The following is a 26388-nucleotide window of genomic DNA, read 5'->3' as shown; positions in this document are numbered from 1 at the left end:
TGCGGGAATAGCTCAGTTGGTAGAGCACGACCTTGCCAAGGTCGGGGTCGCGAGTTCGAGTCTCGTTTCCCGCTCCAGATTTCGGATTGAAGCCCCGGCCTTTTGTCGGGGCTTCGCCGTTTGATGTGCGCGAGTTTGCATGGTGGAGAGTGTCTTTTTGCTTTTGCCGAGCCGCTGGGGAGACTTCTCGCGAGGGTGCCGGAGTGCCGATGCGAGCCGGAAGACAGTGGCGAAAGATCTCGCCGCGGGGGCTTCCCATCCGGCATTCTTCTGCTAAGATAACGGGCTCCGATGCGGGAATAGCTCAGTTGGTAGAGCACGACCTTGCCAAGGTCGGGGTCGCGAGTTCGAGTCTCGTTTCCCGCTCCAGTTTTTTGCAAAACCTCGGCTTCCCGGGGTTTTGTTTTATCGGCGACTGTCATCGTCCTGATGATGGCTCGCACGCAATGGCCAGGTGGCAGAGTGGTCATGCAGCGGACTGCAAATCCGCGTACGCCGGTTCGATTCCGACCCTGGCCTCCATTGCACATCGAACAGCCGGCCTTGTCCGGCTGTTTTTTTGTCTTGCGCAAACGGAGCGCCGAGGCTCCTCCCCTTTTCGGTTACTGGCCGGATTCTCGTGCGGAGTCCGCCGAGGCATCGGCCGGCGCGGCGTGGCGCAGCAGCCACGCCAGTATCGGTGGCGTCACCATGGCGGTGAGCAGGGACATCGCCACGATGATCGCGTAGATGCGGTCGCTGAAGACACCAGCGGCCAGGCCGAGGCTGGCGATCACCACGCCCACTTCGCCACGCGGCACCATGCCGAAACCGACGATGGTGGCGCTGCGCTTGCCCAGCGAAAGTGCTCCGAGGAAGCCGCCGGCCAGCTTGGACAGAATCGCGATGACGGTGACCACCAGCAGCATCAACAAGGCTTGGCCGCTGGCCAGTTCGGCCAGGTTGATCTTGGCGCCGGTGATGACGAAGAAGAACGGGGTGAGGAACGCCAGCAACGGCAGCGTCTTGTGTTCGAGTTCGTCGCGCTGGCGTGTTTCCGAAGCGATCATGCCGGCGAGGAAGGCGCCGATGATCGCCGCCAGGCCGAAGCGGGTCGACAACCAGGCCAGGCCCAAGCAGAGGGCCAGCACCAGGGTCAGCGCCGAATGCGGGCTGATCGGCGCTTCCAGCCAGCCCGACTGGCGCCGCATCACCTTGGTTCCGCCCCAGCCGATGACGGCGACGAAGCCGATGGCGCCGCCCAGGGTCAACAACAGCGAATACACGTCCAGCGAGCCGCCGCCCTGCAGCGAGGAGACCACGCCGAGCAGCAGCATGGCGAGGATGTCGTCGATCACGGCGGCCCCCAGGATGACCCGGCTCTCGGTGCGCTGAAGCACGCCAAGCTCTTGCAGCACGCGAGCCGTGATGCCGGCCGAGGTGGCCACGAAGGCGGCCGCGACAAACAGCGACTTCACCCAGGCAAAGCCTTCGCCGTGCGCCCACAGTGCGCCGGCGCCGAAGGGCAGCAATACGCCGAGGACGCCGACCAGCACCGCGCTCTTGCCGACTTTCTTCAGGTCGTCGAGGCGGGTTTCCAGGCCCACCGAAAACAGCAGCAGCACCACGCCAAGCTCGGCCAGCACGTCCAGCGGCGACCCCGGGATGATTTGCGCGGGCTGCAGCCAGCCAAGGATCGACGGGCCGACGACGCAACCGGCGGCGATTTCTCCGACCACACCAGGCAGCTTCAGCCGTTGCGCGATCTCCGCGCCGATCTGTGCGGCGATGAAGATGATGAAGATGGTCAGCAGGATGTCACTGGCATGATGCATGGGACGGTGGCTCCGGTTTCCGTGCGGGGCAGGGCGGCGTCAATGGCCGCCGAACAGATGGGCGTTCATCCACAAGTGCAGGGCGATGCTGGCAACGTAGCCGAGTGCGATCGCCCAGCTCCAGCGCAGGTGTCGCATGAACGTGTACTGGCCGCGCGAGGCACCCATCAGGGCCACGCCGGCAGCCGATCCGACCGACAACAGGCTGCCACCGACGCCGGCGGTCAGCGTGATCAGCAACCATTGGCCCTGGTCCATCGGCGGGTTCATTTTCAGCACGGCGAACATGATCGGGATGTTGTCCACGATCGCCGACAGCAGGCCCATGATCGAGTTGGCCGCGGTGAAACCCAGGTTGCCGTACAGGTGCGTCGACGCCAGTTCCAGGTAGCCGAGCGCGGCCAGGCCGCCGACGCAGGCGAACACGCCATAGAAAAACAGCAAGGTGTCCCATTCGGCGTTGGCGATGATGCGGAAGATCGAGTAGGCCTGCGGCTCCATGCCCTGGGCCAGCGCGTAGTGCCGCTGCCGGTAATCGATGCGGGTCGCCAGCAGGTTCAACAACGCCAGTCCGGTCAGCATGCCGTAGGTGGCCGGCATGCCCAGCCATTGGCGGCCAATCACGGTGATGGCCACGGTCAGCGCGAACGTCAGGCAGATGCTGATGCCGCCGTGCTTGATCGGGCTGCTGCCTTCGGCGGGCTCAGGGCTGCCCTTGGGCAGGGCAAAGTTCATCGCCAATGCGGGTACCAGCCAGTTGACCAAGGCGGGCGCGAAGATGTGGAAGAAATCGAAGAACTGGGCCTTGTTGGCCTGCCACACCATCAGCGTGGTGATGTCGCCGAAGGCGCTCCACGCGCCGCCGGCATTGGCGGCCACCACCAGGTTGATCAGGGCCAGCGTGGTAAAGCGTCCATTGCCGGCGCCGACCGCGAGGATCACGGCGGACATCACCAGTGCGGTGGTCAGGTTGTCCAGCATCGGCGACAGGGAGAACGCCAGCAATCCGGTAATCCAGAACAACGAGCGATAGCTGAAACGGCGCCGGGTCAACTGCGTGCGCAGGGCCTCGAACACGTTGCGCTCGCCCATCGCGGTGACGTAGGTCATCGCCACGACCAGGAAGAAGAAGATTTCCGAGTATTCGAGGAACATCGCATCGAAAGCCTGCTGGGCTTCGTGCGTACCGCCGGCACCCCCGGTCATCCAGGCAATCAGTCCCCAGATCAGCGCGGCGGCAAGCACCACCGGCTTGGACTTGGCGAGGTGAATGCGTTCCTCCAGTATCACGGCGACGTAGGCGAGCACGAACAACGCCAGCGCCAGCCAGCCGACCGGGTGCGCGGTCAGGTGGAAATTGACGTTGGCGCTGGTTTCGGACGCACACGCTGGCGTGCAGCCAAACAGCGCCGCCAGGGCGATCAGCCTTCGCATGAAAACTCCTCTGGAACATGTTTCGGTGCAGCACACCGCACCGGAAAAGAGTAACAGTCCGCCAGCAACTACGGCAGCGCCATCCGTTCGCAGAGAGGTTTTTCGCGGCGTGGAATGCACGAACCCGGCGCTCGCCACGGGTACTGTCCGACGCCATGTCGTGGCGCGGCCGGTCTGATACTTGCCGTGACAGCTTGTTTTTCACGCCGTGTCTGCGCAAAGTCGGGATAGTTTCGTCTGACGCGGTCGCACCCCGGCCGCAACAAACCAGCCCTCACTATCCGCCGGTGCGGTTTCGCCCCGGCGTGTGTGTTCGCGCGACCACCACAGGAATGACCATGAGCCGCAAGCCCGCCATCACCGTTTCCCGCCTCGACCTCGATCGCATCGAGGCTTTGCTGGAGCGTCTGCCTGCCGCGCAGGCCGCGGGTTGTGCGGCGTTGCGCGATGAGCTGGACCGCGCCGAGGTGGTGGAGCCCAAGGACATGCCGAAGAACGTGGTGAGCATGAATTCCACGGTCACGTTCAAGGACGACGCCAACGACGAGAAGCTGACCTTGACCCTGGTATATCCGCAGGCAGCCGGCAAGCCCGGCACGGTGTCGATCCTGGCGCCGGTAGGCAGCGCCTTGCTGGGCCTGTCGAAAGGCAAGCGCATCGACTGGCCCACTCCCGATGGCAAGAAGCGCCGGCTGACCGTGTTGGCCATCGATTACCAACCGGAGTCGGCTGGGGAATATCACCGCTGAATCCAGTGTGGATGCGCGTACCGTACCCGAGGGGAACATCGAAAAATCTGCGTCACCCCGGCGAAGGCTGGGGTCCGGTGCCTTCAATACCTTGAAAGGCCAAGGCACTGGATTCCTGTCTTCGCCCACTGCTGTCCGGAATAATCCTGGGATGTCCTTCGAGTGAATACCCGCGCCGCTTGCACGAGATGCAACAAGGGGGCGACTCCATTTCTGGCAGCGACCACCTCTCCGGCTCGTCATCCCGGCGCAGGCCGGGATCCAGTAGCGACCACGCCTGTCCAAGCCATACGGCTACTGGATTCCGGCCTGCGCCGGAATGACGAGCGAGGGTGCGGTATCGGTACAAGTCATGCGGAACCACAGGGTTCAAAATTATTCCGGACAGCAGTGTGTCTTCGCAGGAATGACGAGCAAAACAAGCTTGTTGGAGATTCCCGAACGCACGGTTGCAAGCACGCAGGCGGTGCGGCTGTCGCTAAACTTCACGCATGAGCGAACAACCCGTACCCCAGGATATCCGGCTGCGCGCAAGCGAGTTGCGCACGCGCATCGAGCAGGCCAATTACCGCTACCACGTCCTCGACGATCCGGAGATTCCGGACGTCGACTACGACCGCATGATGCGCGAGCTGGAAGCACTGGAAGCCGCGCACCCGGCCTTGGCTACATCGGATTCACCGACCCGCCGCGTCGGCGCGCGTGCCACCGGTGGTTTTGCCGAGGTGCGCCATGCGTTGCCGATGCTGTCGCTGGGCAATGCGTTCGAACAGCCGGTGGCTGACGGCGAGCCGGACGATGATCGCAACCGTTTCCGTGAAGTGGCGGAATTCGTGCGGCGCATCGAACAGACGCTGGATCGCCGTGACCCGCTGTTTTCCACCGAGCCCAAGCTCGATGGTCTGGCGATCAGCCTGCGCTACGAGGATGGTGTGTTCGTGCAGGGCGCCACGCGCGGCGATGGCGAAACCGGCGAGGATGTCACCGCCAACGTGCGCACCATCCGCGCGATCCCGCTGAAGCTGCGCGGCAGCGGCTGGCCGAGCGTGCTGGAAGTGCGCGGCGAAGTCATCATGCTGCGCCGGGATTTCGAGGCCTTCAATGCGCGGGCCCGCGAGCATGACGAGAAGACCCTGGCCAATCCGCGCAACGGCGCCGCCGGTTCGCTGCGCCAGTTGGACCCGGCGATCACCGCCAAGCGCAAGCTGAGCTTCTTCGCCTATGCGGTGGGTATCGTGGAAGGCGGCGAGCTGCCGCCGACGCATTCGGCCACGTTGCAGCAGCTGCGCGAATGGGGCTTCCCGGTCTCGCCCGAAGTGGACACGGCACGCGGCTTCGACGGACTCGTCGCCTATTTCAAGCGCATCGGTGCCCGGCGCGACGGCTTGCCGTACGACATCGACGGCGTGGTCTACAAACTGGACGATTACGACGGCCAGCGCACGATGGGTTTCGTGGCGCGCGCACCACGCTGGGCCATTGCGCACAAATTCCCGGCGCAGGAGCAGAGCACCACGGTCGAGGCGATCGAGATCCAGATCGGTCGCACCGGTGCTGCCACGCCGGTGGCGCGCCTGGCGCCGGTGCAGGTAGCCGGTGTCGTCGTCACCAATGCCACCTTGCACAATGCCGACCAGATTGCGCGGCTGGACGTGCGCGTGGGCGATACGGTGATCGTGCGCCGCGCCGGCGACGTGATTCCCGAAGTGGTGCGGGTGATTCAAGAACACCGTCCGCCGCATGCCGTGCCATGGCAGATGCCGGTCGCGTGTCCGGTCTGTGGTTCGGCGCTGGTGCGCGAGGACGGGGCCGCTGCCTGGCGTTGTTCCGGCGGATTGGTCTGCGCGGCCCAACGCAAGGAGGCGCTGATCCACTTTGCCTCGCGCCGTGCGATGGATATCGATGGCATCGGCGAGCGCTTCGTCGAGGCGCTGGTCGACTTTGGTTGCGTGCACACGCCGGCCGACCTGTACCAGCTCACGCTGGAGGACTTCCTGGAAATGAAACGTCGCGCCGATGAGCGCGACGGCGTCACGCCGGAGACCGTGAAGCAGGGCAAGATCGCCACCAAGTGGGCCGAGAACCTGGTCGATGGCATCGAGGCGAGCAAGTCCGGCACGCTGGCCCGCTTCCTGTTCGCGCTGGGCATCGTGCACGTCGGCGAGAGCACGGCAAAGACCCTGGCGGCCTGGCTGGGTCGGCTGGATATCGTGCGTGCCATGCCGGCACCGGTGCTGCGCGTGTTGCCCGATGTCGGGGCCGAAGTGGCCACTTCCATCGCCGCTTTCTTCGCACAGGAAGGCAACCAGCAGGTGGTCGATGCCTTGCTCGCCGCCGGCATCCATTTCAGCGACGAGAGTGCTCCTTCGCCGCAATTGCGCGCACGGCTGAGCCTGGCAGTGCTGCTGGACATGGCGAACATCGCCAAGCTTGGCCCGAAGAGCAGTGCCTTGCTGGCGCAGCATTTCCCCACGCTGGACGCGTTGTTGGCAGGCGGGCCCGCACACTGGTCCACCGCAGGCGTACCGCAGGCGGCGGTGGCCGGACTGGAGGCGTTCCTCGCCGATCCAGCATCACTGGCCGAGCTGCGCACGGCCGAAACCGCCATGCAGCATCTGCTCGATGCCATCCCCGCTTCCGCATCCGCCTCTGCCACCCAGGCGCCCCTGGCCGGGCAGACCTTTGTGCTAACCGGCGCGCTGACGTCGCTCAGCCGCGACGAAGCCAAGGAGAAGCTGGAAGCACTGGGCGCCAAGGTGGCCGGTTCGGTATCGAAGAAAACCAGCGTGGTGGTGGCCGGCGAAGCGGCCGGCTCCAAACTGGACAAGGCGCGTGAGCTGGGCGTGGAGGTATGGGATGAAGCGCAGCTTGTCGCGCTGTTCGAGCGTCATGGAACATCCGCGTGAGTGCAGCGACGATGCATGCGGCCTTGCAACTGCGCGCCCACGTGTACGCCCTGGTGCGCGGATTCTTCATCGCGCGCGATGTGCTGGAAGTGGAAACGCCGATGCTTTCCGCGGCCGGCAATACCGACCTCAACATCGAAAGCTTCACCACGATGTTCAGCGGCCATGTCGACGCCGGCGCGCGCGAGCGCTGGTTGCGAACCTCGCCGGAGTTTCCGCTGAAGCGCCTGCTCGCGGCGGGCGTGGGCGATTGCTACGAACTGGGCCGGGTGTTTCGCAATGGTGAGGCGGGTGGCCGGCACAATCCCGAGTTCACCATGCTGGAGTGGTATCGCACCGGCTGGGACCATCGTCGGCTGATGCGCGAGACCATCGAGCTGGTGGAATCGGCGCTGGCGATGACGGGGCGTCGCGCCGAAGTGATGATTACAGGCTATCGCTCCCTGTTCATCGACGAGCTGGGGCTGGATCCGGCCCACGCCGCCATCGACGCGTTGCGCGCTCCGTTGGCGGAATACGGCATCGATCCGGCCGGACTGACACGCGACGACTGGCTCGACCTGTTGCTGACGCACAAGCTGCAGCCGGCATTCCCGCGTGATCGCATCACGGTGATCCACGACTACCCGGCCAGCCAGTGCGCATTGGCGAAGGTCCGCCCCGGCGATCCACCGCTGGCTGAACGTTTCGAGCTGTATCTCGGGCCGCATGAACTGGCCAATGGTTACCACGAACTCAACGACGCGGCCGAGCAACGCGCACGCTTCGAGCGGGACAATGCGCGGCGGCGTGAACGCGGCCTGCGCGAGGTGCCGATCGACGAACGCCTGCTGGCCGTGCTTGATGCCATGCCGGACTGCGCCGGCGTGGCGCTGGGTATCGAGCGGCTGCTGATGTGCCTGGCCGGCACCGATGCCATCGCCGACGTACTGGCGTTTCCGTTCGCCGACGCGTAAGCCACGGCACGCGCCCGATGGGACGCGTGCCGCCTGGGGTTCAAGCGTGATCGCCCTTGATGTCCGGCAGCGTGGGCCGGTCGTTCCACAGGAAACGGTAGATCAGCCCGCCGATGATGCCGCCGATGATCGGCATCACCCAGAAGAACCACAACTGATGCACGGCCCAACCGCCCTGGAACAGGGCCACGCCGGTCGAGCGCGCCGGGTTCACCGAAGTATTGGTGACCGGGATGCTGATCAGGTGGATCAGGGTCAGCGCCAGGCCGATCGCGATGCCAGCGAAGCCCACCGGCGCGCTCTGGTGTGTTGCGCCCATGATGATGAAGATGAAGAAGCCGGTCATCACCAGTTCGCATACTGCCGCGGCACCCATCGAATAGCCGCCCGGCGAATGGGCGCCATAACCGTTCGAGGCAAAGCCGCTGGCGGTGGCATCGAAACCGAGCTTGCCCGAGGCGATCACGTAGAGCACTGCGGCGGCAAGGATGGCTCCGATCACCTGCGCGATGATGTACGGCACCACGTCCTTCAGCGGAAAGCGGCCGCCGGCGGCGAGGCCACAGGTCACTGCCGGGTTGATATGGCAGCCGGAAATGTGCCCGATGGCGTAGCACATGGTCAGCAGGGTCAGGCCGAAGGCCAGTGCCACGCCGGCGAAGCCGATGCCGTATTGCGGGAATCCGGCGGCCAGCACGGCACTGCCGCAGCCGCCCAGGACCAGCCAGAAGGTGCCGAAGAACTCGGCCGTCATACGCTTGCCCAGATTGTGCATGGGGTACTCCTTGTCGGTTGCAGGTGGGTGAGGCGAATGCAGCACGGGAAGTGACTGCAGGCGTCATGCTTCGAAACACGCTGAAAACCAGATCGCGCGACGCTGTTGTTCCCCTTGAAACGTCGCCAGGCATGCACGTGGCCAACTCGCCGCGCCATGCCATTCGCCGGACATCCCGCCGGCAGGTGCAGCATCCGGCGACGGCGGCGCGATGTCCATAGGCATGATCCGCAATCCGGGCGATTTGCGCTAAGGTGCCGGCTCCCTCGTTCCGCCCCCGGAAAGGTCTGCCGATGACCGCTGTCAGCGCCGCCCCGTTGCCTGCCCGATCGCACGAGACACGACCGCTCGATCGACGCGATGCGCGTACCTTGCTGTTGTCCGCATTGGGCGGGGCGCTGGAGTTCTACGACTTCGTGGTGTTCGTGTTCCTGGCGTTGCCGTTGAGCGAGCTGTTCTTTCCGAAGGACACTGCGCCGTGGCTGGCGCAGGTGCAGGTCTACGGCATCTTTGCCGCTGGCTACCTGGCGCGACCGCTGGGCGGCATCGTGATGGCGCACTTCGGCGATCGCTCCGGCCGCAAGCGCATGTTCACGCTCAGCGTGTTCCTGATGGCGTTGCCCACATTGGCGATTGGCCTGTTGCCCGGCTATGCGCAGGTCGGCGTGCTGGCGCCGCTGCTGCTCTTGCTGTTGCGCGTGGTGCAGGGCATCGCGGTGGGCGGCGAGGTGCCGGGGGCGTGGGTTTTCGTGGCCGAACATGCACCGGCGCGCCGGGTCGGTTTCGCCTGCGGCAGCCTCACCGCCGGGCTGACGGTGGGTATCCTGATCGGCTCGTTGCTGGCTGCTGCGTTGAATGCCCGGCTCGACCATGCGCAATTGCTGGGCTGGGGCTGGCGCGTGCCGTTCCTGCTGGGTGGCGTGTTCGGTTTCATGGCGGTGTGGTTGCGCCGCTGGCTGGACGAGACGCCGGTGTTCACGGAAATGCGCGAGCGTCGCCAGCTCAGCCAGGGTATGCCGCTGCGCGTAGTGTTGTCCGAACATCGCGGTGGTGTGGCGGTGTCGATGCTGGTGACCTGGATGCTTACGGCGGCGGTCGTGGTGGTGATCCTGATGCTGCCCTCACTGGCGCCGAAGAGTTTCCACATCGCGCCGCGGCTGGCCTTTCTCGGCAATGCGTTGGCGGCACTGGGACTTACGCTGGGCTGCGTGCTCTACGGATGGCTGGCGGATCGCTTCGGTGAGTTGCGCGTATTGCTGGTGGGCTCGCTGGCCCTGGTGCTGGGCACCTATGCATTGTTCGGCGATCTTGCCGCGGGCGGCGCGCATTTCCTGTCGCTGTATGCGCTGGATGGGCTGCTGGTGGGCGTGGTCGGCGTGGTGCCTACGGTGATGGTGCGCGCATTTCCGCCCGAGGTACGCTTCTCGGGGCTGTCGTTTGCGTACAACGTGGCCTACGCGGTGTTCGGCGCCGGCACCGCCACGGCGATCGGCTGGCTGGCCGCGCGCGCCGGCCGCATGGCGCCGGCGCACTATGTGGCGATCACCGCCCTGGTGAGTGTCGGTACTTGTCTCTGGTTGCTCGCACGAGCTCGGGCAACTTCGCCCGAAAGCACCTGAATGAACCTCTCTCCCGCAAATCTAGAGAGGGTAATGGCAACTTTGGCTCGTCATTCCTGCGAAGGCAGGAATCCAGCGCCTTTGTGTGTAATAGCCTGGAGGCGCTGGATCCCAGCTTGACCGGCCCTTCGGCCGTTGAGAGCCGCTGGGATGACGAACAAAAAGCCGGTACTCACCGGCCACTAAAACTCCAGCTCCTGCGCGGCACACAGGTAGTCGATCATCGGCGCGATGCGCTTGAAGCTTTCCACCGTTCGCGGCAGCAGTTCGGCGGAGCAGGCCAGGGCTTCGTCGATGCTTTCGCCGGCCGCGAAATCCTTGCGCTTGAGGTCGTCGATCAGTTCGTGCTCCGGATCGTAGCCGCGTGGCGGACGGACCAGCGAATCGCCCCATAGCGTGAAGCGGTCGCGAAATGCCTTGCTGCGCGTGGCGCGCTTCCAGGCTTCGGGGTTGTCGGCGAGGAAAGCGCGGATGTGCTTGAGTGCATCCGGCTCGGGATGCCACATGCCGCCACCGATAAAGCAGTCGCCAGGTTGGATGTGCAGGTAGAAGCTGGGCGCGGGAATTTCGCGGCGTCGTTCGTGGAAGAAGCGCGAGCCCTGCCAGGGCTTGTACGGCAGCTTGTTGTTCGAATAACGGGTGTCGCGATAGATGCGGTACAGCGAGCCGCCGTTCTTGCGCGGATCGGCGCGGTAATGCGGACTGATTTTCGCCAGTGGCGCTTGCATGTCGGCGATCAGCTCAAGGAACGGCTCGCGTACATGACGCTCGTAGTCGGGTTTGTGCGCCTGGAACCAGTCGCGGCTGTTGTTGCGATCCAGCGCGCGCAGGAAGCGGAAGCTGGCGGGGGAGAAGTAGGCTTTCGACATGGTGTTGATCAGGGCATGAGTCAGATGGAAAGGCCGGTTTCGGCGGCAAGCTGTTCGCCCCAGGCCTGCAGCTGGTCGAACAGGGGGCGGCGATCGGCCAGCGCTGCATCTTCGCGCATCAGCGCCAGTTTGGCGGTGTAATCGTCCAGCGTCAGCGTGGTCAGTGGTGTGGGGCGGCTGATGCGCTCGCGGCGAAAGTGCCCCCAGCGTTCGCGTTCGGCGGCATCCAGTGTCTCGGGCCAGTTGCGGGCGCGATAGCGGAACAGCAGTTCCGGATAGCGCGGATCGCGAAACGGAAAGGTGCGCGTGCCGAGCTGCGCGGGCGGCGTGGCGCGCACTTCGGCCAGCAGGCGCTTGTCGCCATCGGGCAGGAAGCCGGCGTACAGCGCCAGCTCCGGATCTTCCGGTGGCGGCAGGTCGCTGGCGCGGGCAAATATGCGGCGCACCTTGTCGGCCAGTCCGGTGGCGGCGTGCAGGGTATCGCGATGGGCCAGGTTGCGCTCCAGGTCGAGCTGCAGCCGGCCTAGGTCCGTGCCCTTGAGCGTGGACAGCGGCGCTAGCGCCGGCGTGCGGTTGGCGCGCACGGTGCGCAGCGGGATGCGCTCGATGCCTTCGGGCAGGTCGGCGCGCGAGGTGAACACGCGATCGGCGATCTCGTCTTCGTCCAGCGCCAGCAGTTCGGCCGGATCGGTAGCCAGGTCGTAGACGATGATTTCGCCCGGGCGGCTGGGGTGCAAGGCCAGAGGCGCGATGATGGCCAGGCAATGCCGGCTGGCCGGGTAGCGCGATGAGATGTGCACCAGCGGCGTCATGTTCGCCACGTCGAGCAGTTCGAATACGCGCTGCTTGCGGCGCAGCGCGAAGTGCCAGTCCCACAGCCGCGGTTGGCGTACGCGGATCAGCCGCGCCAGGTCGATCAGCGCGTGTACGTCGGACAGCGCGTCGTGGGCGCGTTCCTGCAGCAGGTGATTGGCGGTGGCCAGGTGCTCCAGCTTGAAGCTGGGTGAGCCGTCTTCGCGCGTCGGCCAGTGGATGCCCTCGGGCCGCAGCGCCTCGCACATGCGCACCAGGTCGATCAGGTCCCAGCGCGAATTGCCGTTGGCCCATTCGCGACCATAAGGTTCGTAGAAGTTGCGGTAAAGCAGCTGCCGGGTCACTTCATCGTCGAAGCGCAGCGAGTTGTAGCCCACGCCGCAGGTGCCTGGTTCGGCCAGTTGTTCATGCACGCGCGCCGCGAACTCGGCTTCGCTCACGCCCTCGCGTTCGGCCTGCTGCGGCGTGATCCCGGTGATCAGGCAGGCTTCGGGGTGAGGCAGGCTGTCCCGTGGCGGCTGGCCGAAGAACATCACCGGCTCGCCGATGATCTCCAGCTCCATGGTGGTGCGGATGCCGGCGAACTGGACCGGGCGATCGCGCCGGGTGTCGGCGCCGAAGGTTTCGTAGTCGTGCCAGAAGAAGGTCTGCATGATGTTCCCTGAGGGCAGATACCCGATGATCGCATGGCGTGCTGATAGACTGCTCGAATCGAGCCTGCCGGGCCGGGCCAGTCAGGCTTGGCCGGTTGGGTTGCAAATCCGACTGCGCGGTCCATGTTTCCGCCGCCTCTTGATCCATGGAACCATCATGGGCCTGCGACGCGGCGATAACCTGTTCTCGCGCAGTCGAATTTTTGCCTTGACCGCCCACGTCCGACAGGCTCCCAAGGAGAGCGCATGAGCCAAGCCAACGACGAAAACCTGATCTGGATCGATCTGGAAATGACCGGCCTCGACACCGATGCCGACTCGATTCTCGAAATTGCCACCATCGTCACCGACAAGCACCTCAACGTGCTGGCCGAGGGGCCGGTGTTCGCCATCCGCCACGAGCTGGATCGGCTGGAGGCGATGGATTCATGGAACCGCAACCAGCACGGCAAGTCCGGCCTGTGGCAGCAGGTGCTGCAATCGACCACGGACCACGCCACGGCCGAGCAGGCCACGGTGGATTTCCTGCGCGAATGGGTACCGGGCGGCAAGTCGCCGATGTGCGGCAACTCGATCTGCCAGGATCGTCGTTTCATGCATCGACAGATGCCGCGGCTGGAGCGTTATTTCCACTACCGCAATCTCGACGTGTCCACCTTGAAGGAACTGGCGCGGCGCTGGGCGCCGACGGTGGCCAAGGGCTTCAGCAAGGAGTCTGCACATACCGCGCTGTCGGACATTCGCGATTCCATCGAGGAGTTGCGTCATTACCGCCAGCACATGGGCGAACTCGGCGGCCTGGGCTGAACCCGGGCCCGGACCAAGCGGAGAAAACAGCATGTCCAGCGACTTGTTCGCGCCCGTTCTCGATTGCGCCGGACGGCCGTTGCGGCTGGATCGGCCACGCGTGGTGGGCATTCTCAATGTCACCCCGGACTCGTTTTCCGATGGCGGCGCCTATGCGGACATTGACGTGGCCGTCGCGCATGGCCTGGCGATGGCGGAGCAGGGCGCCGACATGCTCGATGTCGGCGGCGAGTCCACTCGCCCCGGTGCGGCCGACGTGCCGCCGGACGAGGAACTGCGCCGGGTGATCCCGGTGATCGAGCAACTGGTGTCGCGTACCACATTGCCGATCGCCATCGATACGTCCAAGCCCGAAGTGATGCGGGCGGCCGTGGCGGCGGGCGCCGGCATGATCAACGACGTCTACGCCTTGCGCCGCGAGGGCGCGCTGGATGCCGCGGTCGAGTTGGGCGTGCCGGTGTGCCTGATGCACATGCAGGGCGAACCGCGCAGCATGCAGGACGAACCCCACTACGACGACGTGGTCGGCGAGGTGCATCGCTTCCTTACCGACCGCCTGTTCGCCTGCGAGCTGGCCGGGATGGATCGACGCAAGGTGATGGTCGACCCGGGTTTCGGCTTCGGCAAGAACCTGGAGCACAATCTGGCCTTGCTGCGGGCGTTGGAGCGCTTCGTCGACTTGGGCAGTGGCGTGTATACGGGGCTGTCGCGCAAGGCGATGATTGGCACGCTCACCGCGCGCGACATTCCCGCGGAACGTGCGGCCGGGTCGGTGGCGGCCGCGTTGATCGCGGTTCAGCGCGGCGCGCGCATGGTGCGCGTGCATGACGTGATGGCGACGGTGGATGCGCTCGCGGTTTGGCATGGTGTGCATGCCGGTGACGAGGCGCCGCGTCGCGATCCGAAGCCGGCGGCACCGCGCTGGCCGGATGACGATTGAACAACAGGCAGGGCAGGGCGGCGTTGCATGGAGCTCGCCGTCAGGGCAGGGAATCTTTCGGAAAGGCATCACGATGAGTCAACGCAAGTATTTCGGTACCGATGGCATTCGCGGTCGGGTGGGGCAGTGGCCGATCAGTGCCGATTTCATGCTGAAACTGGGGCGTGCGTTGGGCGCGGTGCTCGCCGCGCAGCAGAAAGCGCAGCAGAAAAAGACCAGCCAGCGCCCGCTGGTGCTGATCGGCAAGGACACCCGCGTGTCCGGCTACATGTTCGAATCCGCGCTGGAAGCCGGCCTGGTGGCTGCCGGTGCGGACGTTCGCCTGCTCGGCCCGATGCCGACGCCGGCCGTGGCCTACCTCACGCGCAGCCTGCGCGCCGATGCCGGCATCGTGATCAGCGCCTCGCACAATCCGCACCACGACAACGGCATCAAGTTCTTCTCCGCCAGCGGTGAAAAGCTGTCCGATGCAGTGGAGGACGCGATCGAGCGCGAGGTGGATGCGGACTTCGCCACCGTCGACTCGGACTGCCTGGGCAAGGTGGTGCGCATTGCCGATGCGGTGACCCGTTACGCCGAGTTCTGCAAGGCCACCTTGGCCGAGGACTTCAGTCTGGCCGGCATGAAGCTGGTGCTGGATTGCGCCAATGGCGCGACTTATCAGGTGGCACCCAAGGTATTCGCCGAGTTGGGCGCCGAGGTCATTGCCATCGGTGACGAACCGGATGGCTTCAACATCAATCGCGAAGTAGGTTCCACCCATCCGCGGGCCTTGCAGCAGGCCGTGCTGGAGCATGGCGCCGACCTTGGCATCGCCTTCGACGGCGATGGCGACCGCGTGCAATTGGTCGATCGCCACGGCGCCGTGGCCGACGGCGACGACATCCTTTTCGTGCTTGCCCGCAGCTGGCACGCCCGCGGCCTGTTGCAAGGGCCGGTGGTCGGCACCTTGATGAGCAACTATGGCTTGCAACTGGCGCTGGAAGGTTTCGGTGCCACGCTGTTGCGCGCCAACGTGGGTGATCGCTACGTGCTGCAGCGACTCAAGGAGCACGACGGCACCCTCGGTGGCGAGACCTCCGGCCATATCCTGTGCCTGGATCGCGCCTCCACCGGCGATGGCATCGTGGCTGCGCTCGCAGTGCTCGAAGCGTTGACGCTGTCCGGCGAAGATCTGGCCGACGTCCGCAAGGGCCTGCGCAAGATGCCCCAGATCATGCTCAACGTGCGTGCCGAAGGTGCCCGCGAAGCGTTGTCCAGCGATGCGGTGCGCGAGGCACAGGCCGAGGTGGAGCGTATCCTGCACGGCCGCGGCCGCGTGGTGTTGCGAGCCTCGGGCACCGAGCCGCTGGTGCGCGTCACCGTGGAAGCCGCCGACGAGGCCGAGGTGCGGCAGATGGCGGAACGGTTGGCAGACGTCGTAAAATCCGCGGCAGAACGCTCGTGAACCAGCAGACGCATTGACGTCTGTCTCAGGTCAGCCAGGACCCGGTCGCCAAGGAATGGCCCGACGTGCACCGCCCCTGCGGTGGCGGAACACCTTCGACCGCATGTCAACCTGGACTCGACTCATGAAAAACGTTCCTACCCTGGATATCCGCCGTTACGACACCGACCGTGCCGCCTTCGTGGCCGAGCTCGGCGCCGCCTATCGTGAATTCGGTTTTTGCTGCATCAGCGGCCATGGCATTTCCCGCGAACTGGTCGATGGCGCCTACGACGTGTTCCAGCGCTTTTTCGCGCTGCCTGCCGACACCAAGATGAAGTACCACGTGCGCGGCGGCGGCGGCGCGCGCGGCTATACGCCATTCAAGGTGGAGACCGCCAAGGACAGCCATTTCCCTGACCTCAAGGAGTTCTGGCATATCGGTCGCGAGATCCCGCGCGACTCGACCTTCGCCGACGTGATGCCGCCGAACCTCTGGCCGGCGGAAGTGCCGGCGTTCCGCCAGTACGGCTACGGCCTGTACCAGGCGCTGGACCAGCTCGGCACCCGCGTGTTGCGTGCGCTGGCCCTGCACGTTGACTTGCCCGAGAACTATTTCGAGGACAAAACCGAGCAGGGCAATTCCATCCTGCGTCCGATCCACTATCCGCCGATCACCGAAGAAAACGTTCCCAACGTGCGCGCCGGTGCGCATGAGGACATCAACTTCATCACCCTGCTGGTCGGGGCCAGCGCGGAAGGGCTGGAAGTGCTCACGCGCGAGGGCGAGTGGCTGCCGATCACCACCGAGGGCGACGCCATCGTGGTGAATATCGGCGACATGCTGCAGCGGCTGACCAACCACGTGTACCCGTCGACCACCCATCGCGTGGTGAATCCGCCGAACGAGAATGCACGCAAGCCGCGCTACTCGGTGCCGTTCTTCCTGCACCCGAACCCGGACGTGGTGCTTGATCCGGTGCCCCAGTGCATCACGCCGGACAACCCGAAGCGCTACGACACGCCGATCACCTCGCACGAATACCTGCAGCAGCGGCTGCGCGAGATCAAGCTGATCTGATCGAGCCAATCCTGCCAGGCGACCCGGTCAGGTCATCCAGAAGAACACCGCCGTCATGCGCTTGCTGGCGGCGTCTTCCAGGCCTCCGTAGGCACTGGCGCTGTGGATGATGTTGGCCTTGTACAACAACAGGCGATTGAAGCGATGCGCCACGCGCACGTCTTCGACGAAGGCATCGGGCTGCACGAAACGATTGCCCAGCGCATCGACCAGGTTGCGATGCGGCGGCATCACCAGGTTGCCGCCCAACTGGTTGCCGGCCATGCGCTGGCGGAAGAAGCTGGTGCCGCAGCGCTCGGACACCTGCGGGTTGAGGTAAAGCACGGCGGCATAGCGGCAGAGATCACGCGAATCGGTATGCGGCTTGACCGCGCCCTCGACGGCGCCGACCACCTGCACGCAGTTGTGGTTGAGTTTCAATCCCCCCGGTGCGCTGCCGACCTTCAGTTTTTTCACGCCAGTCGCCTGGCGCACGCGGGCTTCGATGCCGGCCAGCTCCGGCTCCAGCAGCGCCGGACTGGCGCGCATCCCCGGCCATGCTTCGCCGGTGTGCGGAAAGCCGTATTCCCAGTCGGTCTTGGCCAGGCAGCGATCGCGCACCGCCTGCGGATCATCCAGCACATCGTCCATCACCCAGTAATCGCGCCCTTCGACAGGTTTGCGGTAGGGCAGGGGCTGCATGCGGGTGGGGAACAGGCTCATGGTGTCCTCGTCATGGTCGATTCGACGGGTGGCAATGCGATGGCGCGTTGCACGGTCATTCCTGCTGTCGGTAGCGGCGGGCCTGGCGAGCGGAAAGACGCAGTGCCAGGCGATCCGGCATCAGCTTGAACAGGCCCTTGATGAAGCGATTCACGTGGCCGGTGACGAGTACGGCTTCGCCACGCTCCACGGCGTCGATGCCCTCCAGCACCACGTCCTCCGCCGTTTGCCACATGAAGCCGGGCAGCTTGTTCATCAGTGCGCGGGTGCCGGTGACATCATGGAATTCCGAACGGGTGAAACCGGGGCAGAGGGCGCAGACGTGGACGTCGCGGTCGTGGTTTTCCAGCGCCAGCGATTGCGAGAACTTGATCAGGTATGACTTGGTGGCGGCATACAGGGTGTGGCCGGCGGTGCCCGGCACATGGCCGGCCAGCGAGGCCACGTTGATGATGCGGCCGTACCCGCGCTGGCGCATGGCGGGCAGCAGGCGCCAGGCCAGTTCGGTGGGAGCAGTCAGCAGCACCTGCAGGGAATCGGCGTGGGTTTGCCACGCGTTGGCCACGAATGTTCCCGGTACGCCATAGCCGGCGTTGTTGATCAGCCAATCCACGGCCAGACCGCGCCTGGCCAGTTCGTCGCACAGGGTCGCCGTGGCCGCCGGATCGGCAAGGTCCGCGGTCAGCACAGTCACCGTGCTGCCGTGTTGCTGGCGCATGTCGGCGGCCAATGCTTCGAGCCGTTCGGTACGTCGTGCGGTCAACACCAGGTCATGGCCCCGGGCCGCGAGCGCGCGGGCAAAGGCGGCGCCGATGCCGGCCGAAGCGCCGGTGATCAGGCTGAGCGGGCGAGCAGATGACATGGCTGGTTTCCGATGAGGCTGAACGTGCATGATGGCATGCGCGTGCATGGCGTTGCCGCAAGTTGCTTCGATCGGTACCCTTCGCGCTTTGAACGCAATGGAATAAGGCAACGGCATGCGCAAGAAACTCGTCGCAGGCAACTGGAAGATGCACGGCAGCCATTCGATGGCCGAAGCGCTGGTCGGCGAGATCGCCGCCGCCAAGCCGGCGGATATCGACGTGCTGGTCTTCCCGCCGTTCCCTTACCTGTCCGGTCTGGCCCGGCAGTGCGCCGACAGCGGCCTGGGCATCGGTGGCCAGGATGTCAGCGAGCACGAGGGGCAGGGCGCCTATACCGGTGAGGTATCCGCCGCCATGCTGGTTGACGTCGGTGCCCAATGGACTTTGGTCGGCCATTCCGAGCGGCGCCACTATCACGCCGAGAGCAATGAGCTGGTAGCACGCAAGTTTGCCGCCGCGCGTGCGGCTGGGCTTACCCCGATCCTTTGCGTCGGCGAAACACTGGAGCAGCGCGAGGCAGACCAGACCGAAGCGGTGATCGCGGCGCAGTTGCAGGCCGTGCTGGCACTCAACGGCATCGCCAGTTTCGATACTGCGGTGATCGCGTACGAGCCGGTGTGGGCCATTGGTACGGGCCGTACCGCCAGTCCGGAACAGGCGCAGCAAGTGCATGCCTTCATCCGTAGCCAACTGGCGAAAGAGGATGTTATGATTGCCGGTCTGACGCGGCTGCTTTATGGCGGCAGCGTGAAGGCGGCAAATGCCGCGGAATTGTTCGCGCAGCCGGATGTGGATGGAGGGTTGATCGGTGGAGCCGCCTTGGTGGCCGCCGATTTCCTGGGCATCTGCGCCGCCGCGCACTAGTGCCAGGGCCTGCACCTACATGTTTGTAATCTTCAGCGTGTTCTACATCCTGATCGCTGCGGCGATGATCGTGCTGATCCTGATGCAGCGCGGCGCGGGCGCCGATGCGGGCTCGGGTTTCGGCGGCGGTGCCTCGGCAACCGTGTTCGGTGCGCGTGGCTCGGCGAACTTCATGTCGCGTGCCACGGGCGTGCTGGCCACGTTGTTTTTCCTGCTCAGCCTCGGCATGGGCATTTACCTGAAAGTCAACGGCGCACCGCAGCAGGCTGCGAACAGCGATCTGGGCGTGATGGCGGGGCTTGGCAATCAGCCCGCGAAGTCCCAGAATGCGCAGCCCGCGAAGCAGGCGGCACCGGCCAAGGCGGAAACGCCGACCCCGGCCGCTGCCAACAGCGACGTGCCGGCCGCGCCGGCTGCGAAAACGCAGCCTGACGTACCGAGTGCGCCTGCCAAGCATTGACGGATCAGCAAGACACCTGCCCAGGTGGCGGAATTGGTAGACGCACTACCTTGAGGTGGTAGCGACGAGAGTCGTAGGGGTTCGAGTCCCCTCTTGGGCACCAATTAGACATCACGAGATGTCACGCAACACCCCTAAAGCCCCGTTCTGCGGGGCTTTTTCTTTGCCTGAGTGCCTGGATACGTCACGGAAGCTGCCCGAGTTACCCTATACATCACCCAAGTTTGGGGGTAGTTTTTGGGGGAACTGGCCAGCTTGGGGGTAGCCCGAAGCGGCAGTTACCCCCAAAGGTAGCCATCATGCCCAAGCGTGTTCCCGAGCTTTCCCCGTCTGCCGTGGCGAACGCCAAGCCGCAGGCCAAGCCGTACAGGCTGACCGATGGCGGCGGCCTGTTCCTGCTGGTCCAGCCGTCCGGGGCGAAGTGGTGGCGCTGGAAGTATCGGCGTCCGGACACTGGCAAGGAAAACACCCTGAGCTTGGGCACTTACCCCGAAGTGAGTTTGCGGATTGCACGCGAGCGACGCGGGAGCGCGCGGGCGCAGGTGGCTGCTGGCATCGACCCCGGCGAAAAGCGGCAGGAAGCCAAGGCCGCCAAGGTCGAGGCCGCGACGGCGGCGGGCGATACATTCGAGGCAGTGGCGCGCGAATGGCTGGCGCGACAGGACTGCGCCGAGGTCACCTTGCGCAAGTCGCGGTGGACGCTGGAAACCTGCCTGTTCCCCGAGATTGGCAACTTGCCGTTGACTGAGGTCACCCCGCGCCTGCTGCTGGACGCCCTGCGCAAGATCGAGGCCACCGGCAAGCTGGAAACCGCCAAGCGCGCCCGGATCAAGGCGGGGCAGGTGTTCCGCTGGGCGATTCTGGAAGGTAGGGCCGAGCTAGACCCCACGGCCAGCCTGCGCGGCGCTTTGAAGTCGCCCAAGACCAAACACCACTCCACCATCACCGATCCCGCCCGCATCGGTGAACTGCTGCGCGCCATCGACGGCTTCACCGGCCAGCCCGTGACGCTGGCCGCCTTGAAGCTGGCACCGCTGGTATTCGTGCGCCCCGGCGAACTGCGGCAAGCCGAGTGGTCGGAGTTCGATCTTGCCGATGCCATGTGGCGCATCCCCGGCGCGCGCATGAAGATGAAGGCCGCGCACATCGTGCCGCTGTCCACGCAGGCTGTGACGATCCTGCGTGATCTGCAACCGCTCACCGGCGAAGCGCGTTACGTGTTCCCCGGCCTGCGCACGATCAATCGCCCCATGAGCGAAAACACCGTCAACGCCGCGCTGCGCCGGCTGGGCTACGGCACCGACGAAATGACCGGCCACGGCTTCCGCAGCATGGCCGCCAGCCGCTTGAACGAAATGGGCTGGAACGCCGACGCCATCGAGCGCCAGCTAGCCCACGCCGAAAACAACAAGGTGCGCGAGGCGTACACCCACGCGGCGCAGTATCTGGACGAGCGCACGCGCATGATGCAGGCATGGGCCGACTACCTGGACGCCCTGCGCGCGGGCGGCAGCGTCGTGCCGTTCAAGCGCAAGGCAAGCTGATCGCATTCCGGCGGTGACAGCGCGGCACGCGCTGGGCATCATGGGAGGATAGCGCGCTGCCCTAAGTGGGCGGCCTGAGCACCCATGGAGCTACACCCCGCATGACGAATGCCACCACGCCGCTGTCCCGCTTGCTGGACACCTACCGCCAACTGGCCGTCACCGAGCGCGAGAAAGGCACCTACTTTGAAGACCTGACCCTGTGCTATCTGCAGCACGAGGCCACCTACCGCGACCTGTACGCCAAGGTCTGGCGCTACGCGGATTGGGCTAGGGAGCAGGGGCAGGACGCACGCGACACCGGCATCGACCTGGTGGCCGAAACCGCCACCGGCGACGTGCACGCGATCCAATGCAAGCTGTACGCCGCCGACCACACGCTGCAGAAAAAGGACATCGACAGCTTTTTCACCGCGTCCGGCAAACGCCCCTTCGCCCATCGCGTCATCGTCTGCACTACCGACAAGTGGAGCGAACACGCCGAAGACGCCCTGCGCGATCAGCAACCGCCGGTCAGCAAGATCGACCTGCACGACCTGGAAGCCAGCCAGATTGAATGGGCGCGCTACCAGCCCCGCGCCGAGCCGGCGCTGAAACCCCGCAAGGCGCTGCGCCCGCACCAGACATCGGCAGTCGCCGGCGTCGCGGCAGGGCTGGCCGAAGCCGAGCGCGGCAAACTCATCATGGCTTGCGGCACCGGCAAGACGTTTACCGCGCTGAAGATCGCCGAGCAATTGGCGGGCGCGGGCAAGCGTGTGCTGTTCCTGGTGCCCAGCCTGTCGCTGCTATCGCAGACGCTCACCGAGTGGACGCAAGAAAGCGCCACGCCCCTGCACAGCTTCGCCGTGTGTTCGGACAGCGACGTGGGTAAGAAACGCCGCGCCAACGACGACGAAGTGCAAACCTACATCCACGAACTGCGCTACCCGGCCACCACCGACGCCAAGCGGCTTGCGGGCGAGATGGCCAAGCGCCACGACGCTCAGCACATGAGCGTGGTGTTCTCCACCTACCATTCCATCGAGGTCATCCACCGCGCCCAGCACGACCACGCGCTGGCGGACTTCGACCTGATCGTCTGCGACGAAGCCCACCGCACCACTGGAGCCACTTTCGGCGACGACGACGAAAGCGCCTTTGTGCGCGTGCACGACGCCGCCTACATCCGAGGCGCCCGACGGCTCTACATGACCGCCACGCCGCGCATCTACGCCGACAGCGCCAAGGCCACCGCCATGCGGGACAACGTGGCCTTGTGTTCCATGGACGACGAAGCCCTGTACGGCAAGCCGCTGCACGTGCTGACCTTTTCCGAGGCGGTCAAGCGCGACCTGCTGGTGGACTACAAGGTCATCGTGCTGGCGGTGGAGGAAAGCCACGTCAACGCGCGCCTGCAAAAGCTGCTGGCCAGCGACGACAACCAGTTGAAGGTGGACGACGCCGCCAAGATCGTCGGCTGCTGGAAGGCACTCGCCAAGCAAGGGCTGGCCGACGACCTGGTGGGCGACGACCACCCCATGCAGCGCGCCGTGGCGTTTTGCCAAGTCATCGACCCGGCCAAGAGCGCCAAGGTGCACAAGGTCAGTTCCAAGAACATCGCCGGCATGTTCCAGTCGGTGGTGGAGGAATACCAGCGCCAGGAAGCCGTGGAACCCGCCGCGCGCCTCACCTGCGAGGCCGAGCATGTGGACGGCGGCATGAACGCCAGCGCCAAGGAAGCCAAGCTGGACTGGCTCAAGGCCGACGTGCCCGCGCAAACCTGCCGTGTGCTGAGCAACGTGCGCTGCCTGTCCGAAGGCGTGGACGTGCCGGCGCTGGACGCCGTGCTGTTCCTCACCCCGCGCAATTCGCAGGTGGACGTGGTGCAGTCCGTGGGCCGCGTCATGCGCAAGGCCGAGGGCAAGCGACGCGGTTACGTCATCCTCCCCGTGGTCATCCCGGCGGGCGTCACGCCGGAACAGGCGCTGGGCGACAACACCACTTACGCCGTGGTGTGGCAGGTACTGCAGGCGCTACGCTCGCACGACGACCGCTTCGACGCGATGGTCAACAAGCTGGAACTGATCGGCCACGACCCGCGCAAGATGGAAGTCATCGCCATCACCGACAAGGTGCAGCGCAAGCCCGCCCACGCCCGCGCGGACGGCGCCAGCAACGGCAAGGCCGGACGCGGCAGCTACGGCATCGGCGAGCAAGCCCCGCAGTACGGCGACAAGGGCACGGCGGCGCTGCCGTTCGAGATTGGCGAGATCGAGCGCGCCATCTACGCCAAGGTGGTGCAGAAATGCGGCAACCGCCACCACTGGGAAGACTGGGCCAACGACATTGCCAAGATCGCCCGCACCCACATCGACCGCATCCACGCCATCCTCGCCAGCCCGGACAACACCGCCGAGCGCCAAGCCTTCGACGCCTTCGCCGAGGAACTGCGCGACGACTTGAACCCCAGCCTGAGCGACGACGAAATCGTCGAAATGCTGGCCCAGCACCTCATCACCAAGCCGGTGTTCGACGCGCTGTTTTCCGGGTACAGCTTCGCCCAGCACAACCCCATGAGCCGGGCCATGCAGGACGTGCTGGAAAAGCTGCAGGAACACCGCCTGGACAAGGAAGCGGACACGCTGGAAAGCTTCTACGACAGCGTGCGCCAGCGCGCCGAAGGCATCGACAACGCCGCCGGCAAGCAAAAGATCGTGGTGGAGCTGTACGACAAGTTTTTCCGCAACGCCTTCCCCAAGATGACGGAGCGGCTGGGCATCGTCTACACCCCGGTGGAGGTGGTGGACTTCATCCTGCACAGCGTGGCGCACCTGCTGCAGGCCGAGTTCGGGCAGACCCTGGGCAGCCAGGGCGTGCACATCCTCGACCCGTTCACCGGCACCGGCACCTTCATCACCCGCCTGCTGCAATCCGGGCTGATCGACCCGGCCCAGTTGCCGCACAAGTACCGGCACGAAATCCACGCCAACGAAATCGTGCTGCTGGCCTACTACATCGCGGCCATCAACATTGAGGCCACCTACCACGAACAGGTGGGCGGCGAGTACGTGCCGTTCGAGGGCATCTGCCTCACCGACACCTTCCAGATGGACGAAAAGGACGACCTGGTGGACGCGTTGCTGGTGGACAACAGCGCGCGGCGCAAGCGGCAAAAGAGGCTGGACATCCGCGTCATCGTGGGCAACCCGCCGTATTCGGTGGGGCAAGGGGATGCGAACGCCAACAACCAGAACGTGCCTTATCCCAAGTTGGACGAAAGCATCCGTAGCACCTACGCGGCGCGATCCAAAGCAACCCTGAAAAATGCGCTCTACGACAGCTACATCCGCGCCATCCGCTGGGCCAGCAACCGCATCGGCGAGGCGGGCGTGATCGGCTACGTCACCAATGCCGGCTGGCTGGACGCGAACACCGCCGACGGCCTGCGCCAGTGCCTGGCGGAGGAGTTTTCCAGCATCCATGTGTTTCATTTGCGGGGCAATGCGCGCACATCGGGCGAGACGCGCCGCAAGGAAAAGGACAACGTGTTCGGCATGGGCAGCCGTGCCCCGGTCGCCATCACCTTGCTGGTGAAGAATCCCGCCGCTGCCGAACACGGCGTGATCCGCTTCCACGACATCGGCGACTACCTGAGCCGCGAGGACAAGCTGGCCGCCATCGACGCCTACGCTTCCATCGACGGCATCGGCAAGGCCGGCGGTTGGCAAACCATCACGCCGGACGCGCATGGCGATTGGCTGCGTCAGCGTGACGACAGCTTTGGCCAGTTCATGGTGCTGGGCGACAAGAAAGGCGGCAGTCCGGCAATCTTCGGAAACTACTCGGGAGGCGTAAAGACTAATCGTGACGCTTGGTGCTACAACGCCAGTCGGCAAGCGTTAGCTGACAACATGACCAGCATGATCGCCTTCTACAACGGCGAGGTGCAGCGCTTCGACGCCGCACACCCCGGACTGGACGGCAAGGCGCGCGCGGCGAAGGTGGACGGTTTCATCGACACCAACCCGAGGGAAATCAGTTGGAGCGCCAATTTGAAGCAAGAGCTGGCGAAGGGGCGACGCTTCGATTTTGAACCCGGCTGTTTGGTGCCTAGCCTGTATCGCCCATTCACCAAGCAGTGGCTGTATTTCAACCGCCGCTTCAACGAAAGGGTGTTGCAGATACCGCGCATCTTCCCGCATTCGGAGGCGGAGAATCGAGTGATTTGTCTGACCGGCTTAGGTGAGGCGGCAGGATTCAGTTGCCTCATGTCGGCTTCTATTCCCAACTTCCACTTCGTCGCGGGCTCGCAATGCTTCCCGTTGTACCTGTACGACGAAGCGGTCGACGAGTCGGAAGCCGGCGGCCTGTTTGCGCCGCCATCCGGTGCCGCCACGGGCCACACCCGCCGCGATGCCATCACCGATGCCGGGCTGGCGCATTTTCAGTCCGCGTATCCTGGCGAATCTCTTACCAAGGAAGACCTGTTCTATTACGTCTACGGCCTGCTGCACTCGCCCGACTACCGCGCGCGCTACGCCGACAATCTCGCCAAGGAACTGCCGCGCATCCCCGCCGTGAAACAGGCGGCGGACTTCCGGGCCTTCGCCAAGGCTGGCCGCGCACTGGCCGAACTGCACCTGCACTACGACAACGTACCCATGTACGCCGGTGCCGCCATTGACACCGGCGGCAAGAAACTCGCCGACGCCGACTACCGCGTGGAAAAGATGTGCTACGGCGGCAAGGGCCGTGAAAAGGACAAGACCACCCTGATCTACAACGACCACCTCACCGTGCGCGGCATCCCGCTGGACGCCTACGACTACGTGGTCAACGGCAAGAGCGCGCTGGACTGGATCGTCGAGCGCCAGCGTGTAGAACCCGACAAGGACAGCGGCATCGTCAACGACGCGAACGCCTGGGCCATCGACACCATGCACAACCCCCAGTACCCGCTGGAACTGTTCCTGCGCGTCATCACCGTCAGCCTAGAAACCCAAAAGATCGTCAACGCACTGCCCGCGCTGGATATCTGACCTCAGCGGTCGCAGGTCATGCGACGATGTGACGGGACACTGCACCGCCAACGATTCACGCCGCGCCTAGGCTGATCCCCGAAGACCCAGACACC

General features: G+C 65.0%; 19 protein-coding genes and 4 tRNA genes. 16 read left to right on the top strand and 7 right to left on the bottom strand.

Annotated elements, in window-relative coordinates:
• The first annotated feature begins 1 nt into the window (after position 1).
• The 3 genes from AB7849_RS05150 (at position 2) to AB7849_RS05140 (ending at position 522) form a co-directional block, all read left to right on the top strand.
• Positions 2-77, top strand: a tRNA-Gly gene (locus AB7849_RS05150).
• Positions 78-293: 216 nt separating this feature from the next.
• Positions 294-369, top strand: a tRNA-Gly gene (locus AB7849_RS05145).
• Between the two features lie 79 nt (positions 370-448).
• Positions 449-522 (top strand) — tRNA-Cys (locus tag AB7849_RS05140).
• A gap of 80 nt (positions 523-602) precedes the next feature.
• On the opposite strand, the gene AB7849_RS05135 is transcribed toward AB7849_RS05140, so the two are convergent.
• Both AB7849_RS05135 and nhaD read right to left on the bottom strand, forming a co-directional pair.
• A complete protein-coding gene (locus AB7849_RS05135; protein WP_008214705.1) occupies positions 603-1814 on the bottom strand; it encodes a cation:proton antiporter in 1212 nt (403 codons plus the stop codon).
• Between the two features lie 39 nt (positions 1815-1853).
• Positions 1854-3248, bottom strand: a complete 1395-nt coding sequence (gene nhaD, locus AB7849_RS05130) for a sodium:proton antiporter NhaD (RefSeq protein WP_008214703.1) — start codon at positions 3246-3248, stop codon at positions 1854-1856.
• Positions 3249-3586: 338 nt separating this feature from the next.
• On the opposite strand from nhaD, the gene rnk reads away from it, so the two are divergent.
• From rnk to epmA, 3 genes are all read left to right on the top strand, one after another.
• On the top strand, positions 3587-3997 hold the full coding sequence (gene rnk, locus AB7849_RS05125) for a nucleoside diphosphate kinase regulator (RefSeq protein WP_008214702.1): 411 nt from the start codon (positions 3587-3589) through the stop codon (positions 3995-3997).
• Positions 3998-4488: 491 nt separating this feature from the next.
• Positions 4489-6903 carry an NAD-dependent DNA ligase LigA gene (gene ligA, locus AB7849_RS05120; RefSeq protein ID WP_008216618.1) on the top strand — a complete coding sequence of 805 codons (2415 nt, stop codon included), beginning with the start codon at positions 4489-4491 and terminating at the stop codon, positions 6901-6903.
• A gap of 11 nt (positions 6904-6914) precedes the next feature.
• On the top strand, positions 6915-7859 hold the full coding sequence (gene epmA, locus AB7849_RS05115) for an EF-P lysine aminoacylase EpmA (protein WP_008216621.1): 945 nt from the start codon (positions 6915-6917) through the stop codon (positions 7857-7859).
• 40 nt (positions 7860-7899) lie between these two features.
• Here epmA and aqpZ read toward each other — a convergent pair whose 3' ends face one another.
• A complete protein-coding gene (aqpZ, locus tag AB7849_RS05110) occupies positions 7900-8634 on the bottom strand; it encodes an aquaporin Z (protein ID WP_008216623.1) in 735 nt (244 codons plus the stop codon).
• A gap of 293 nt (positions 8635-8927) precedes the next feature.
• Between aqpZ and AB7849_RS05105 the strand changes: the two genes are divergently transcribed.
• Positions 8928-10253 (top strand): MFS transporter, encoded by a 1326-nt coding sequence (locus AB7849_RS05105; protein ID WP_369500679.1) that lies wholly within the window; start codon positions 8928-8930, stop codon positions 10251-10253.
• Positions 10254-10435: 182 nt separating this feature from the next.
• Here AB7849_RS05105 and AB7849_RS05100 read toward each other — a convergent pair whose 3' ends face one another.
• On the bottom strand, positions 10436-11122 hold the full coding sequence (locus AB7849_RS05100) for a DUF2461 domain-containing protein (RefSeq protein ID WP_008215432.1): 687 nt from the start codon (positions 11120-11122) through the stop codon (positions 10436-10438).
• A gap of 20 nt (positions 11123-11142) precedes the next feature.
• On the bottom strand, positions 11143-12588 hold the full coding sequence (gene sbcB / locus AB7849_RS05095; protein WP_008215431.1) for an exodeoxyribonuclease I: 1446 nt from the start codon (positions 12586-12588) through the stop codon (positions 11143-11145).
• Positions 12589-12834: 246 nt separating this feature from the next.
• Between sbcB and orn the strand changes: the two genes are divergently transcribed.
• The 4 genes from orn (at position 12835) to AB7849_RS05075 (ending at position 16842) form a co-directional block, all read left to right on the top strand.
• Positions 12835-13395 (top strand): oligoribonuclease, encoded by a 561-nt coding sequence (orn, locus tag AB7849_RS05090; RefSeq protein WP_008215429.1) that lies wholly within the window; start codon positions 12835-12837, stop codon positions 13393-13395.
• A 31-nt stretch (positions 13396-13426) separates the two neighbouring features.
• Entirely contained in the window at positions 13427-14335 is a 909-nt protein-coding gene (folP, locus tag AB7849_RS05085) for a dihydropteroate synthase (RefSeq protein ID WP_369500677.1), read from the top strand.
• A 73-nt stretch (positions 14336-14408) separates the two neighbouring features.
• Positions 14409-15782, top strand: a complete 1374-nt coding sequence (gene glmM / locus AB7849_RS05080; protein WP_008215425.1) for a phosphoglucosamine mutase — start codon at positions 14409-14411, stop codon at positions 15780-15782.
• Between the two features lie 124 nt (positions 15783-15906).
• Positions 15907-16842 carry an isopenicillin N synthase family dioxygenase gene (locus AB7849_RS05075; protein WP_008215423.1) on the top strand — a complete coding sequence of 312 codons (936 nt, stop codon included), beginning with the start codon at positions 15907-15909 and terminating at the stop codon, positions 16840-16842.
• Positions 16843-16869: 27 nt separating this feature from the next.
• On the opposite strand, the gene AB7849_RS05070 is transcribed toward AB7849_RS05075, so the two are convergent.
• Positions 16870-17544 carry a DUF6445 family protein gene (locus AB7849_RS05070; protein ID WP_008215420.1) on the bottom strand — a complete coding sequence of 225 codons (675 nt, stop codon included), beginning with the start codon at positions 17542-17544 and terminating at the stop codon, positions 16870-16872.
• Positions 17545-17599: 55 nt separating this feature from the next.
• On the bottom strand, positions 17600-18406 hold the full coding sequence (locus AB7849_RS05065; protein ID WP_008215419.1) for an SDR family NAD(P)-dependent oxidoreductase: 807 nt from the start codon (positions 18404-18406) through the stop codon (positions 17600-17602).
• 115 nt (positions 18407-18521) lie between these two features.
• Between AB7849_RS05065 and tpiA the strand changes: the two genes are divergently transcribed.
• The 5 genes from tpiA (at position 18522) to AB7849_RS05040 (ending at position 26293) form a co-directional block, all read left to right on the top strand.
• A complete protein-coding gene (gene tpiA, locus AB7849_RS05060; protein WP_008215417.1) occupies positions 18522-19271 on the top strand; it encodes a triose-phosphate isomerase in 750 nt (249 codons plus the stop codon).
• A 19-nt stretch (positions 19272-19290) separates the two neighbouring features.
• On the top strand, positions 19291-19731 hold the full coding sequence (gene secG, locus AB7849_RS05055; RefSeq protein WP_008215415.1) for a preprotein translocase subunit SecG: 441 nt from the start codon (positions 19291-19293) through the stop codon (positions 19729-19731).
• Positions 19732-19749: 18 nt separating this feature from the next.
• Positions 19750-19834, top strand: a tRNA-Leu gene (locus AB7849_RS05050).
• Positions 19835-20030: 196 nt separating this feature from the next.
• A complete protein-coding gene (locus tag AB7849_RS05045; protein WP_037101932.1) occupies positions 20031-21275 on the top strand; it encodes a tyrosine-type recombinase/integrase in 1245 nt (414 codons plus the stop codon).
• A gap of 101 nt (positions 21276-21376) precedes the next feature.
• Entirely contained in the window at positions 21377-26293 is a 4917-nt protein-coding gene (locus AB7849_RS05040) for a DEAD/DEAH box helicase (RefSeq protein ID WP_369500676.1), read from the top strand.
• The last annotated feature ends 95 nt before the right edge of the window (positions 26294-26388 follow it).

The sequence above is a fragment of the Rhodanobacter sp. FW021-MT20 genome (assembly GCF_041107475.1).
GTDB lineage: Bacteria > Pseudomonadota > Gammaproteobacteria > Xanthomonadales > Rhodanobacteraceae > Rhodanobacter_A > Rhodanobacter_A glycinis.
The sequence above is the reverse complement of the archived record's forward strand: the minus strand, read 5'-3'. Positions and strand labels throughout refer to the sequence as shown.